The organism is Shinella sp. GW835-FHT14H05 (assembly GCF_058793575.1).
In genome coordinates this window covers 297,957-310,683 of record NZ_JBXAFY010000005.1, presented here as the reverse complement: position 1 = coordinate 310,683, position 12,727 = coordinate 297,957, and the positions used below count along the sequence as shown (strand labels likewise).

The 12,727-nt window shown below is 64.5% G+C and carries 11 protein-coding genes; 6 read left to right on the top strand and 5 right to left on the bottom strand.

The features are described 5' to 3' along the window. Positions 1-32: 32 nt before the first annotated feature. From AC1Q6Z_RS18195 to AC1Q6Z_RS18175, 5 genes are all read left to right on the top strand, one after another. Entirely contained in the window at positions 33-1,295 is a 1,263-nt protein-coding gene (locus AC1Q6Z_RS18195) for a COG4223 family protein (protein ID WP_492648780.1), read from the top strand. A gap of 13 nt (positions 1,296-1,308) precedes the next feature. After that, positions 1,309-2,916 (top strand): heme biosynthesis protein HemY, encoded by a 1,608-nt coding sequence (locus tag AC1Q6Z_RS18190; protein ID WP_492648779.1) that lies wholly within the window; start codon positions 1,309-1,311, stop codon positions 2,914-2,916. Between the two features lie 80 nt (positions 2,917-2,996). Further along, positions 2,997-3,485, top strand: a complete 489-nt coding sequence (locus AC1Q6Z_RS18185; protein ID WP_492648778.1) for a tellurite resistance TerB family protein — start codon at positions 2,997-2,999, stop codon at positions 3,483-3,485. Positions 3,486-3,488: 3 nt separating this feature from the next. Beyond that, positions 3,489-4,205, top strand: a complete 717-nt coding sequence (locus AC1Q6Z_RS18180; RefSeq protein ID WP_492648777.1) for a glutamine amidotransferase — start codon at positions 3,489-3,491, stop codon at positions 4,203-4,205. A gap of 96 nt (positions 4,206-4,301) precedes the next feature. Further along, entirely contained in the window at positions 4,302-4,595 is a 294-nt protein-coding gene (locus AC1Q6Z_RS18175; RefSeq protein WP_256119446.1) for a YggT family protein, read from the top strand. An 88-nt stretch (positions 4,596-4,683) separates the two neighbouring features. Here AC1Q6Z_RS18175 and ppa read toward each other — a convergent pair whose 3' ends face one another. Next, entirely contained in the window at positions 4,684-5,217 is a 534-nt protein-coding gene (gene ppa, locus AC1Q6Z_RS18170; protein ID WP_256119447.1) for an inorganic diphosphatase, read from the bottom strand. A gap of 137 nt (positions 5,218-5,354) precedes the next feature. Between ppa and AC1Q6Z_RS18165 the strand changes: the two genes are divergently transcribed. Beyond that, the gene (locus AC1Q6Z_RS18165) at positions 5,355-5,969 is read left to right on the top strand and encodes a hypothetical protein (RefSeq protein WP_492648776.1); all 615 of its coding nucleotides are present in this window, start codon (positions 5,355-5,357) and stop codon (positions 5,967-5,969) included. 34 nt (positions 5,970-6,003) lie between these two features. On the opposite strand, the gene AC1Q6Z_RS18160 is transcribed toward AC1Q6Z_RS18165, so the two are convergent. The 4 genes from AC1Q6Z_RS18160 to AC1Q6Z_RS18145 all read right to left on the bottom strand — a co-directional run bounded on the left by AC1Q6Z_RS18160 (position 6,004) and on the right by AC1Q6Z_RS18145 (position 12,636). Beyond that, complete coding sequence (locus AC1Q6Z_RS18160; protein ID WP_256119449.1) at positions 6,004-6,510, bottom strand: GNAT family N-acetyltransferase; 507 nt, start codon at positions 6,508-6,510, stop codon at positions 6,004-6,006. Positions 6,511-6,714: 204 nt separating this feature from the next. Then, positions 6,715-8,541 carry a translational GTPase TypA gene (gene typA / locus AC1Q6Z_RS18155; protein WP_492648775.1) on the bottom strand — a complete coding sequence of 609 codons (1,827 nt, stop codon included), beginning with the start codon at positions 8,539-8,541 and terminating at the stop codon, positions 6,715-6,717. A gap of 146 nt (positions 8,542-8,687) precedes the next feature. Next, positions 8,688-10,250, bottom strand: a complete 1,563-nt coding sequence (locus AC1Q6Z_RS18150; protein WP_492648774.1) for an alkaline phosphatase D family protein — start codon at positions 10,248-10,250, stop codon at positions 8,688-8,690. Between the two features lie 325 nt (positions 10,251-10,575). Continuing rightward, positions 10,576-12,636, bottom strand: a complete 2,061-nt coding sequence (locus tag AC1Q6Z_RS18145; RefSeq protein ID WP_492648773.1) for a M3 family metallopeptidase — start codon at positions 12,634-12,636, stop codon at positions 10,576-10,578. Between the last annotated feature and the right edge of the window lie 91 nt (positions 12,637-12,727).

Here is a 12,727-nt window from a genome sequence, read left to right as displayed (position 1 = left end):
AGTGCAGTGCACATGAATAGCAGGAGGTCGCCATGGAACCGGAAACCCCGTCCCGTCGCAAGAAAGCCGGTGACGAACCCGTGACGATCGACCTCGAAGCCGTTCCGGCCTCCGTCAGCAACGAGGCGCTTGCCGCCGAGGAAAAGCCGGAAGCCGACGTAGCTGCACCGGACGCCGAGCCCACGGAAACGACGACGACCGACACGGAAACCGTGACCGAAGAGACCGTCGCCGCCGAGCCCGAACCTATCGTCGAGGAAAAGCAGGACCCGGTGGAGCCCGCCCGCGCGACCTATGAGGAGCCGGTGCGCGCGCAAACACCGCCGCCACCGCAGAAAAGCAATGCCGGCACGCTTGCCGCCAGCATTCTCGGCGGCCTGATCGTACTTCTCGGCGCCGGCAGCCTGCAATATGGCGGCTACCTGCCCGCACTCGGCCCCGACCGTGCCGGCGATGCCAGCGCCGTCTCCGCCCTTTCCAACGAGGTCGAGGCGCTGAAGACCCGCCTCTCCGAGGCCGGCACAGCAAGCCCGGTCAATCTCCAGCCGATCGAAACGCGGATCGCCGCGCTCGAAAAATCGACAGCCGAAGGCACGGGCGCGACCGCCGCCGCCCCCGAAGCCGTCACCAAGCTCGAAGGCGACGTGACGCGGCTGACGACGGAACTTGCGGCCCTGCGCGAGGCCATTGCGGCCGTGAGCTCGACCGAAAGCCAGCTGACCGAGCGCATCGCCGCCGCCGAACAGAAACTCGACGAACCGCGCAGCGACATCGCGATGGCGCGCGCCGTCGCCGCAAGCGCCCTCAAGACCGCGATCGACCGCGGCGGTCCCTATCTCGCCGAACTGGAAGCCTTCGCCAGCATCTCGCCGGACGACCCGTCCGTTGCGGGCCTGCGCGAACAGGCCGCCATCGGTGTGCCGTCGCGCTCGGACCTGGTGCGTGATTTCCAGAAGACGGCGGATGCCATTCTGGACGCCGTGCACCAGCCGGACGGCGACCAGGGCGTCTTCAACCGCCTGATGTCGAGCGCCGCCTCGGCGATCCGCGTGCGCCCTGTCGGCACCGTCGAGGGCGATTCGCCCGAGGCGATCGTCGCGCGCATCGAGACCAAGCTGCAGAACGGCGACTTCAAGGGCGCGCAGATCGAATGGCAGACCCTGCCGGAGGTGGGCCAGACCGCGGCAGCAGACTACAAGCGCACGCTCGACCAGCGTGTGGCCGTCGAAGGCCTGATCGGCGCCGTCGTTTCCGGCGCCATGAACGGCACCACGACCACCGGCAACCAGGGCTGAGGAGAAAGACTTCATGATTCGCATTCTGGTCTTCGCCCTCTTCGTTCTGGCTCTCGCCGCGGGCTTTGCCTGGCTTGCCGACCGTCCCGGCGAACTCTCCATCATCTGGCAGGGCCAGCGGGCCGATATGAGCCTGATGGTCGCCGCCACGCTCGTCGTCTCTCTCATCGCCGCCGTCATGTTCACCTGGTGGATCGTGCGCGTGGTCTGGACCTCGCCGCACTCGATCCAGCGGTTTTTCCGCGCCCGCAAGCGCGACCGTGGCTATCAGGCGCTCTCGACCGGCCTGATCGCCGCCGGCGCGGGTGACGCCGCCGGTGCCCGGAAAATGCTGGGCCGCACCAAGGGCCTGCTGAGTGCCGATCAGGAGCCGTTGATCCACCTGCTCGAAGCACAGGCTGCGATGATCGAAGGCCGCTACGACGACGCGCGCAAAAAATTCGAGCTGATGGCCGACGATCCGGAAACCCGCGAGCTCGGCCTGCGCGGCCTCTACCTGGAAGCCCGCCGCCTCGGCGCCAACGAGGCTGCAAGGCAATATGCCGAGCGTGCCGCCGAAAAGGCGCCGCAGCTTCCCTGGGCGACGGAAGCGGCCCTCGAATACCGCTCCGAAGCCGGCGACTGGGACGAGGCGCTGCGGCTGCTCGGCGATGGCCGCTCCGGCTCGGCCGAGGAGAAGAAGGCGCATGCCCGCCGCCGGGCCGTGCTGCTCACCGCGCGTGCCTCCGCCAAGCTCGACGCCGACCCGAAGGGCGCGCGCGACGATGCCCAGCACGCGCTGAAGCTCGACGAGAATTTCGTGCCGGCCGGCCTGATCTCCGCCAAGGCCTATCTGCGCGAAGACAACCTGCGCAAGGCCGCCTCCATTCTCGAAAAGCTCTGGAAGGCGACGGCGCATGGCGACGTGGCGAAACTTTACGTGCGCGCCCGCAGCGGCGATTCCGCGACCGACCGGCTGAAGCGCGCGGAAAAGCTCGAATCCATCCGGCCGAACAATGCCGAGGCGCTTTATGCCGTCGCCGAGGCAGCGCTGGAGACGCGCGACTTCGCCCTTGCCCGCACCAAGGCAGAAGCCGCCGCGCGCCTCTCGCCGCGCGAAAGCGCCTTCCTGCTGCTCGCCGATATCGAGGATGCCGAGACCGGCGACCAGGGGCGTATCCGCCACTGGATGAACCAGGCGCTGAAGGCGCCGCGCGATCCGGCCTGGACGGCCGACGGCATCACCGCACCGGAATGGCGCGCCATCTCGCCCGTCACCGGCCGCCTCGACGCCTTCGAGTGGAAGACGCCGGTGAGCGAGCTCCAGGGGCCGATCGAGGAAGGCTCCACCGACAGCGTCGACGAGGCGATCCGCACCCTGCCGCCGCTCGCCATCGAGGCGAAGCCAGCCGTCAGGATCGAGCCGGTCGAGACGAAGGAAGCCGAAAAGCCGGTGGTCGTCGCGGCCGTCGTCGAGCCGGCCCCGGTGAAGGAAATCATCGTCGCGGAAAAGGCGAAGACAAAGCCGGAAGCCGTGGTGGCCGAGGAGGAGGAACGACCCTTCTTCGGCCTTCCGGACGATCCAGGTGTCAAGGAAGGCGCCGTCAAACGGGACGGCACGAGCGGTTTCCGCTTGTTCTGAGACCGCGTCCGGCAAAACAACGGTTTGCTGGACGTGATGGGCATGCTCAAAGGGCTTGAGGGTAAACGGGGCGACAATCAATGTTCGAACGCTTGCAGCAGTTTCTGGCGAGCCTTTCCGGTGGCGAGAGCAAACCGGCCTTTGCCGCCGACGACCCGCGGGTCGCCGTCATCGCGCTCTGCATCCAGGTGATGGAGGCGGATGGCAAGGTGCTGGAGATCGAGAAGAAGGCGCTGCGCGCCCGCTTCAAGGAGCTCTATGGCGTCGACGAGGCCGAGCTCGATGCGCTCGTCGTCGCCGGCACCGATGCCGAGAGCGAGGCGATCGACTTCTTCCGCTTCACCTCGGAACTGAAACGCCAGCTTTCGGAGGACCAGCGCGTCGACCTGATCGGCCTGCTCTGGGAAATCGTCTATGCGGATGGCGAGAGGAGCGAGATGGAGGATCACGCGATCTGGCGCATCGCCGACCTGCTCGCCGTCTCGGGCCGCGAACGCATCATGAAGCGGCAGCAGGTGGCCGAACGGGTGGGAGCCGTGGGGGAGAAAGAAGGAGAGGACGAAGCCTGAGCCATGCTCGATTTCCCCCGTAAACCGCGCCGCAGGCCGCCCGTGCTGGTCGTGCTGCACCAGGAGACCTCCAGCCCCGGCCGCGTCGGCCAGATCCTGCAGCAGATGGGCCATGCGCTGGATATCCGCCGCCCCGTGCTCGGCGATCCCCTGCCCGCCACGCTGGAGCACCATGCCGGCGCCGTCGTCTTCGGCGGACCGATGAGCGCCAATGACGACGAGCCCTATGTACGCGAGGAGATCGACTGGCTGTCGGTACCCCTGAAAGAGAACCGCCCCTTCCTCGGCATCTGCCTCGGTGCGCAGATGCTGGTCAAGAATCTCGGCGGCAGGGTGTTCGGCCATGAAGAGGGCTGGACGGAAATCGGCTGGTATCCGTTGAAGGCGACGGAAGCCGGTACCGCGCTGCTGCCCTGGCCGGAAATGGTCTACCAGTTCCACCGCGAAGGTTTCGACCTGCCCTCCGGCGCAACATTGCTCGCGACCGGCCATCATTACGAAAACCAGGCCTTCCGTTATGGCGACAAGGCCTGGGGCATCCAGTTCCACGGCGAGCTGACGCTCGCCATGATGCATCGTTGGGTCGTGCGCGGCGCGCATCGCTTCGAGTTGCCGGGCGCGCAGGTGGGTCGCGCCCATCTCGATGGCCGCCTGCTGCACGATGCGGCATTGCGCCTCTGGATGACGTCCTTCCTCGACCGCATCTTCCACGAAGACTGACGGCAATTAAACATGTTGGCGGCGCATCCGGCGCGCGGCCTTGCTGGCTGCGCCCGCAATGGCTACATGTCAGCACGAAACCAATTGGAGACATCAATGATAGCGGTCATCAACACCCTATTGTTCATCATCAACATAGCGTGGTTCCTGGTGATCGCCTCGGCGATCTTCTCCTGGCTCTACGCCTTCAATGTCATCAACGCGAACAATCAGGTGATCGCGACCATCGGCCGCTCGCTCTACCAGCTGACCGAGCCGATCTACCGCCCGATCCGCCGCATCCTGCCGAATTTCGGCGGCGTCGATCTCTCGCCGCTCGTCGTGCTCGTCATCCTGTTCTTCCTGGAACAGGTGATCCGCACCGTGCTGGCACCGGCGCTGCTTTCCTAACCTTGGGGCAGTAGCCAGAAAAAGAAAATCCTCCGGATCGCTGGCGACCCGGAGGATTTTGTCGAACGGTACGAAGCGCTGGGAGCGCTTACTTGCCTTCGTTGTAGCGGGCGACGGCTTCGAGGATCATCCTCTTGGCGACGTCGACATCCTGCCAGCCGGCGATCTTCACCCACTTGCCGGGCTCCAGATCCTTGTAATGCGTGAAGAAGTGCTCGATCTGCTTCAGCGTGATCTCCGGCAGGTCCGTGTAGTTGGCGACCTTGTCGTAGCGGCGCGTCAGCTTCGGCACCGGCACGGCGATGATCTTTTCGTCCTTGCCGCCATCGTCTTCCATGACCAGCACGCCGATCGGGCGCACATTGATCACGCAGCCCGGAACAAGCGGGCGCGTGTTGGCGATGAGCACGTCGATCGGGTCGCCGTCTTCCGACAGCGTGTGCGGCACGAAGCCGTAATTGCCCGGATAGGTCATCGGCGTGTAGAGGAAACGGTCGACGACGAGCGCACCGGCTTCCTTGTCCATCTCGTACTTGATCGGGTGGCCGCCGACCGGCACCTCGACAATGACGTTCACGTCGTCCGGCGGGTTCTTGCCAACGGAAATCGCATCGATACGCATGGAGGGGCTCCCTGAACTGCGGTGGTTTGTTTGCGGGCTTCCTAATGCGAATCCCGTTGCAGCGCAACATGACTTTCGCCGGGGGCCGAATAGACCGACCCCGTCCGCCGTCTCCAAAACGACCCGGAGGATTACAGATGCGCCCGATACACCTCGTTCTCGCCGCCGCCCTTGCCGCCGTCTCGGCCACGGCTGCCAAGGCCAATGAAAGCACCTATACGGAGCGCAATCTCGACGCCTGCGAGACCCTTTCGGAAACCGACGAAGGCCCGAGCGTTACACTGAAATGCGCCGGCTACAAGAATCTGGCCGTCTATTTCAAGGAAGGCGACCTCCGGCAGAGCCAGGCCTATGGGCCGATCGGCAAGGTCTGGCTGGATGAAGCTTTCGAGAGTTTTGGTCCGTTCAATCACACCAATGCGAAGGTCGAATGGCGGCTCGGCGCGGATGGGGCGCCCATCGCCACCATCGTGCGCTGGTTCGTCTCCGATCCGGAAACGACGAGCGACACCACCACGCGCTACGGCCAGGTCCTCGTCGTCTCGACGGTGGCCACGGCGGAAGATCCGACGAGCTGCGTCGTCGGTTATGTCGATGCGCTGGAGAACAAGGATGCCAACACGCTTGCCCGCACGGTAGCGGACGAAGAGGCATCCGGCTTCATCTGCAACAAGAGCGAGCCGCAATGGCATGGCGCGCGCGGAAAACTCGCCGGGGAGCCGATGCGCTATCTGCCGGAAAAAACCGAATAGGTCTTCGGCTAGCGCCTGCCGTTATCGACAGGCTTCAGGACCAGACGAAACCGACCTTCTTCAGTTCCTTCTCGCCGAAATTTTCCATGCCTTCGGCAATGTCACGCCCGCCGGCGGAGCGGAAGAAACGGTCTGCGTGCTCGCTGTCCTCCAGGCACCAGACGATCATCCCGTTGCAGCCGAGCGACTTCAGCAGGCGCTGCGCCTCGCCGAAGAGCAGCCGGCCAAGGCCGATGCCCTGATATTCCGGGCGAAGGTAAAGCTCGTAGATCTCGCCTTCCTGCGGCAGCGCACGGGCGCGGTTGAGGCCGAGCGTGGCGTAACCGGCCACGGTGCCGGCCACATCGAGCACCAGAAGCGTCGCGGGACCGCGCGTCGCCTTGCGCCACCAGGTCTCGTTCCGGCGGTCGACCATCTGGATCAGCGGTTTGTGCGGAATGAGGCCGCCATAGGCCTGCAGCCACGACACCCGATGCGTTTCGGATATCGCGCGCGCGTCCTGCGGCTCGGCGCGCCGCACATCGATCGACAGTGTTTTCATAACACGACTCTTATTCCGGCACCGATTCCACCGGAATCCCGCGGCAGGAGAAGTCTCTCTTTCCCCACAGGCGAGTTCCGTATGGCACACGGAAAAGTTAACGCTTTTTTAACAAACGTCACAAGTCGTAAAACGATGGCACACACATGAAAAACCCCGGTGCAGGCACCGGGGTTCAAAATGTCTCGTTTCGGAAAGAAGCGCTTATGCCGCGCCGGCGGCACGCTGCTTGTCGAATCGCTTGCGGTCGTTGGCGTCGAGGAACATCTTGCGCAGACGGATCGACTTCGGCGTCACTTCCATCAGCTCGTCGTCCTGGATCCACGACAGGGCGCGGTCGAGCGTCATGCGGATCGGCGGGGTCAGCTTCACGGCTTCATCCTTGCCGGCGGCGCGGATGTTGGTGAGCTGCTTGCCCTTGAGCACGTTGACCTCGAGGTCGTTGTCACGGGTGTGGATGCCGATGATCATGCCCGCATAGACCTTTTCGCCCGGCTCGATGATCATCGGGCCGCGGTCTTCGAGGTTGAACATGGCATAGGCGACCGCTTCGCCCGACGCGTTCGACAGCAGCACGCCATTGACGCGGCCACCGATCGCACCCTTGTAGGGCTGGTAGTCGTGGAAGAGGCGGTTCATCACAGCCGTGCCGCGCGTGTCGGTCAGGAGTTCCGACTGGTAGCCGATCAGGCCGCGGGTCGGCGCCAGGAACTTCAGGCGAATGCGGTTGCCGCCCGACGGACGAAGCTCCGTCATCTCGGCCTTGCGCTCGGACATCTTCTGCACGACGATACCCGAATGCTCTTCGTCAACGTCGACGACGACTTCTTCGATCGGCTCCATCGTGGTGCCGTTCTCGTCCTTGTGCATGACGACGCGCGGACGCGACACGGCCAGTTCGAAGCCTTCGCGGCGCATCGTCTCGATCAGCACGGCGAGCTGAAGTTCGCCGCGGCCGGAGACGTAGAACGAATCCTTGCCTTCGGCCTCTTCGATCTTCAGCGCGACATTGCCTTCGGCTTCCTTGAACAGGCGGTCGCGGATGACGCGGCTCGTCACCTTGTCGCCTTCGGTGCCGGCAAGCGGGCTGTCGTTGACGATGAAGGACATGGTGACGGTCGGCGGGTCGATCGGCTGCGCCTTCATGGCTTCGCTGACCGAGGGATCGCAGAACGTGTCGGCGACGGTGCCCTTGGAGAGACCGGCGATCGCGACGATGTCGCCCGCATGCGCTTCATCGATCGCCGTGCGCTCGATGCCGCGGAAGGCGAGGATCTTCGAGATGCGGCCGGTTTCGATGAGCTTGCTGTCCTGGCCGAGAACCTTGACGGCCTGGTTCGGCTTGATCGAGCCGGAATGGATGCGGCCGGTGATGATGCGGCCGAGGAAGGGGTTGGCTTCGAGGATCGTGCCGATCAGGCGGAACGGGCCTTCGGCGACCGTCGGCTCCGGAACGTGCTTCAGCACGAGGTCGAGCAGCGGCGCCATGCCTTCGTCCTTCGGGCCTTCCGGGTTGACGTTCATCCAGCCGTTGCGGCCCGAACCGTAGAGGATCGGGAAGTCGAGCTGCTCGTCGGTGGCATCGAGATTGGCGAAGAGGTCGAAGACCTCGTTCAGCACTTCCTCGTGGCGGCCGTCCGGACGGTCGATCTTGTTGATCGCGACGATCGGCTTCAGACCGACCTTGAGTGCCTTGCCGACCACGAACTTGGTCTGCGGCATAGGGCCTTCCGAGCTATCGACGAGAACGATCGCGCCGTCCACCATCGAGAGAATGCGCTCGACTTCGCCGCCGAAGTCGGCGTGGCCGGGGGTGTCGACGATGTTGATGCGAACGCCCTTCCAATCCACCGAGGTCGCTTTGGCGAGAATGGTGATGCCGCGTTCCTTTTCGAGGTCGTTCGAGTCCATCACGCGTTCGGCGACGCGCTGGTTTTCACGGAACGAGCCGGACTGCTTCAGAAGCTCGTCAACGAGCGTGGTCTTGCCATGGTCGACGTGCGCGATGATCGCGATATTGCGGATGGACATGGTATAATCTCTGAGGTTCGGGGCGCGCAGGGTATGAGGGCGCCGTCTTCAATGGCCGGGCTCTTACATGTTTTTCCGCAATTGCGAAAGGGGCGGGACGCAACTCTGTTATCCTTCCGGCTCAAGGCTCGCTCGGATGCCACATCTCACGACGTGCGCGCCGGCGGCAGCGTGACCCGCCAGAGCTCCTGATCCTCCCGGTCCATCAGCCGCACCGTCATCTCCTCGCTCGCCCCATGGATGTCGACGAGGCCGAAAAATTGCAGGCCGGCGGACGGCGGAAGATTGCTGTCCACGCCGCCCTTCGACGACTTGATGAAGCGGACTTCCGGGCCGAAGGTGCTGTCGAGCGGCTTCGGGCCGTATGTGCCGGAATGCAGCGGGCCGGAGACGAATTCCCAGAACGGATTGAACTCCTGGAATTTCGCGCGCGACGGGTCGTAGTGGTGCGCGGCGGTATAGTGGACGTCCGCCGTCAGCCAGACGACATTGTGGATGGCATTGTCGCGCATGAAGGAGAGCGGGTCCGCGATTTCCCGCTCGCGCGCCGCGGGCGGGCCGTTCAGGCCGTCCGCCACGCCCTCGTAGCCGAGACTGTTGGAATAATCGTCCCAGATGACGAGGCCGAGCGGCATGTCGCAGGCGATCACCTTCCAGACGGCCTGAGAGGCCGCAAGCTCGCGCCGCAGCCAGTCCGCCTGCCGCCAGCCGAACAGGCCGTTCTCCGTGCCGCCCTGGTTGGGGCTGCGATAGGAGCGCAGGTCGACGAAGAACACGTCGAGCAGCGGGCCATAGGCGACCTTGCGGAAGATGCGGCCGGGCTCGGTGGGGAAATAGCGGATCGACGTCATCTCGTGGAAGGCGCGCCGCGCGCGCGCTTCGTAGACGCCGATCTCCTTGTCCGGATAACGCCGGTCGCCGGTGAGGTCGCTCGATTCCGACCAGTTGTTCAGCACCTCGTGGTCGTCCCACTGGAAGAAGGTCGGGCACTGGCTGTTGAAGGCGAGCAGGTGGTCGTCCAGCAGATTGTATTTCCACTGCCCCCGGAATTCTTCCAGCGTGCGCGCCACATTGCGCTTCTCGTCGGTGACGATGCGGTTCTTCCAGACCCCACCATCGCGCAAGGGGATTTCGTCCGGGATCGGGCCGTCCGCATAGACCGTATCGCCCGAATGGATGAAGAAATCCGGCTCGTGGCGCAGCATCGTCGAATAGGTCTTCATGCCGACATCGTCGATGCCCCAGCCCTGCCCGGCGGTATCGCCCGACCAGACGAAGCGCACCGACCGATTGCGCATCGGCGCCGTGCGAAAGCGCCCGACGATCGGCTCGGAGACGAGATGGCTGGAATAGGGGTCGTTGGCCGTGAAGCGGTAAAAAATGTCCTGGTCCGGCAGCAGACCCTGCAGCATTGCCTTGACCGTGTTGTCGGACGTCCCCAGCGCCTTCTGCACCGGCATCCGGGCCGCATTGGTGAAACTGTCGGTGGTCGAATATTCGAGCATCACCTCCGCCGGCCGGTCGATGCGCGCCCAGACCACGCCGGAGGAACAATCGACGTCGCCGGACTGCACGCCGTGGGAGAAGGCCGGACTGCCATGCCGCCGCGCATAATAGGGAACCGCCAGCGCAGAGGATGTGGCCAGTGCGCCGGCCCCCGCAGTCAGAAGAAACGAGCGCCGCGTCAGCGTCTCGGGAACAATCGCCATGCCACCTCCGGCCTGACCCGCGAATCGAAACGCCAGGCGGGCAGACCATGAGTCTTCGCCATGTCAGTCCGGTAACGGGAGCATGACGTTTCGCCAAAAGTTCGGTGACGGGAGGATGACGGCACGAGGTGGCGCGGGCAGTTGCCAGCCGAAGCCACCGCTCCCACGCCGCAGGTTTCTGGCCACAGCCGCAGCCTCTCCTCCGTCATGGTCGGGCCTGACCCGACCATCCACCCACCGGCACGCCGTGGATGTGGATCCTCGGGTCAAGCCCGAGGATGACGTTGGCGGGTGCGAGACGACCTTCGCAAGAGAAGGCGGCCCGTCAGGCCGCCAACCCCTTCTTCTCAAGCATCGCTTCCGGGCTCGGCAGCTTGCCGCGGAAGGCCTTGTAGGCGTCTTCCGGGTCGACGGAGCCGCCGACTGCGTAGATGTAGGTCTTCAGCCGTTCGGCCATGGCCGGATTGAAGGCGTCGCCGGTCTCGGTGAAGGCGGCAAAGGCGTCGGCGTCGAGCACTTCCGACCACATGTAGGAATAGTAGCCGGCCGAATAGCCGTCACCGGAGAAGACGTGCTGGAAGTGCGGCGTCGCGTGGCGCATGACGATGGATTTCGGCAGGCCGATCTTTTCCAGCACCTCCGCCTGCACCGCCATCGGATCGTCCACCGGACCGCGCGTATGAAACGCCATGTCGACCAGCGCCGAGGAGGTGAACTCCACCGTCGCAAAGCCGGAGTTGAAGGTGCGGGCGGCCAGCACCTTGTCGAGCAGCGCCTGCGGCATCGCCTCGCCCGTCTGGTAATGCACGGCATAGCGCGTCAAAATTTCCGGCACGGTCAGCCAATGTTCGTAGAGCTGCGAGGGCAGTTCGACGAAATCGCGCGACACGCCGGTGCCCGAGACAGAGGGATAAGTGACGTCGGAGAGCATGCCGTGCAGCGCATGGCCGAATTCGTGGAACAGCGTGCGGGCATCGTCGAGCGACAGCAGCGCCGGCTTGCCTTCGGCGGGCTTCGCAAAATTGCAGACGTTGTAGATGATCGGGATTTCACCCACCGTACCATTCTTGAGCGGCAGGCGGTGCTGGCTCTGGTAGGAGCTCATCCAGGCGCCCGAGCGTTTTGACGAGCGGGCGAAATAATCGCCGAGGAACATGGCGACGAGCTTGTCGTTGCGGTCGCGGATCTCGAAGACCCGCACATCCGGATGATAGGCCGGAACGTCCTTCTTCTCGATCGCATGGATGTCGAACAGGCGTTCGGCGACATCGAAGCAGGCCTCGATGATCTTTTCGAGCTGGAGATAGGGTTTCAGCTCGGCCTCGGAGAAGTTGAATTTCCGGGAACGCTGCTTTTCCGCATAATAGCGCCAATCCCAGGGCATGACCTCGTGGTTGCGCCCCTCTTCTGCGACGAGGGCGGCAAGCTCCGCCTCCTCCTCGCGCGCCCGCGCCACGGCCTTTTCCCAGACCTGCATCAAAAGCCCGTTCACCGCCTCGGGCGTCTTCGCCATCGTATTGTCGAGCTTCAGCGCCGCGAAATTCTCGTAGCCGAGCAGCCCGGCCTTTTCGGCGCGCAGCGCCAGCGTCTCCTTGACGATGCCGCGGTTGTCCGTCGCCCCCTCGTTCTCGCCGCGCGCCACCCAGGCCCTGAAGGCCTGCTCGCGCAGGTCGCGCCGCGCCGAGGCGGTGAGGAACGGCTCGATGATCGAGCGCGACAGCGTCACCGCATAGCGCCCGTCATGGCCGCGTTCGCGCGCAGCCGCCGCCATCGCGTCCTTCAGGAAGTCCGGCAGGCCTTCAAGCGCATCGCCCTCGTCGAGATAGAGCACCCACTCCTTCTCGTCGGCGAGCACGTTTTGGCCGAATTTCGCGCCGAGCCCGGCCAGCGTCTCGTTGATCGAGGACAGCCGTTCCTGCTCGGGCTTTTCGAGCTTGGCGCCGGATTTGACGAAACCCTTCCAATGCCGCTCCAAGACCCGGGTCTGCTCCAGCGAAAGCCCCAGGGCCTCCCGGCCTTCCCACAGCGCATCGATGCGCTGGAAAAGCGCGGCATTGGTGCCGATCTTCGAATAGTGCCGCGACATTTTTGGCGCGATCTCGCGTTCCAGCGCCTGGATCACGTCGTTGGTGTTGGCGCCCGCCCGGCTCCAGAACAGCGCCGAGACGCGGGAAAGCTCATCGCCGGCGGTTTCGAGCGCGACGATCGTGTTCTCGAAGGTCGCGGGCTCCGGATTGCCGGCGATCGCGTCGATCTCCGCCTCGTGCGACGCCAGCGCCGCATCGAAGCTCGCCGCGAAGGCCTCGTCCTTGACGAGATCGAAACGCGGCAGGCCGTTGAGGCCGGTCCATTCGACGAGGGCGGGATCGATGCGCGTTTCGGTCATGGGGCTGGTCCTTCCTGGCAAATCATCGTGCGGCGAATATAGGAAGGGACAGGGGCATTGGTACAGAGCGCCCACCAGAAAATACGGGAAC

Excerpts from the sequence above, each read along its gene's own strand:
- AC1Q6Z_RS18195 (WP_492648780.1), top strand. The coding sequence starts at position 33 with ATGGAACCGGAAACCCCGTCCCGTCGCAAGAAAGCCGGTGACGAACCC.
- AC1Q6Z_RS18190 (WP_492648779.1), top strand. The coding sequence starts at position 1,309 with ATGATTCGCATTCTGGTCTTCGCCCTCTTCGTTCTGGCTCTCGCCGCG.
- AC1Q6Z_RS18185 (WP_492648778.1), top strand. The coding sequence starts at position 2,997 with ATGTTCGAACGCTTGCAGCAGTTTCTGGCGAGCCTTTCCGGTGGCGAG.
- AC1Q6Z_RS18180 (WP_492648777.1), top strand. The coding sequence starts at position 3,489 with ATGCTCGATTTCCCCCGTAAACCGCGCCGCAGGCCGCCCGTGCTGGTC.
- AC1Q6Z_RS18175 (WP_256119446.1), top strand. The coding sequence starts at position 4,302 with ATGATAGCGGTCATCAACACCCTATTGTTCATCATCAACATAGCGTGG.
- ppa (WP_256119447.1), bottom strand. The coding sequence starts at position 5,217 with ATGCGTATCGATGCGATTTCCGTTGGCAAGAACCCGCCGGACGACGTG.
- AC1Q6Z_RS18165 (WP_492648776.1), top strand. The coding sequence starts at position 5,355 with ATGCGCCCGATACACCTCGTTCTCGCCGCCGCCCTTGCCGCCGTCTCG.
- AC1Q6Z_RS18160 (WP_256119449.1), bottom strand. The coding sequence starts at position 6,510 with ATGAAAACACTGTCGATCGATGTGCGGCGCGCCGAGCCGCAGGACGCG.
- typA (WP_492648775.1), bottom strand. The coding sequence starts at position 8,541 with ATGTCCATCCGCAATATCGCGATCATCGCGCACGTCGACCATGGCAAG.
- AC1Q6Z_RS18150 (WP_492648774.1), bottom strand. The coding sequence starts at position 10,250 with ATGGCGATTGTTCCCGAGACGCTGACGCGGCGCTCGTTTCTTCTGACT.
- AC1Q6Z_RS18145 (WP_492648773.1), bottom strand. The coding sequence starts at position 12,636 with ATGACCGAAACGCGCATCGATCCCGCCCTCGTCGAATGGACCGGCCTC.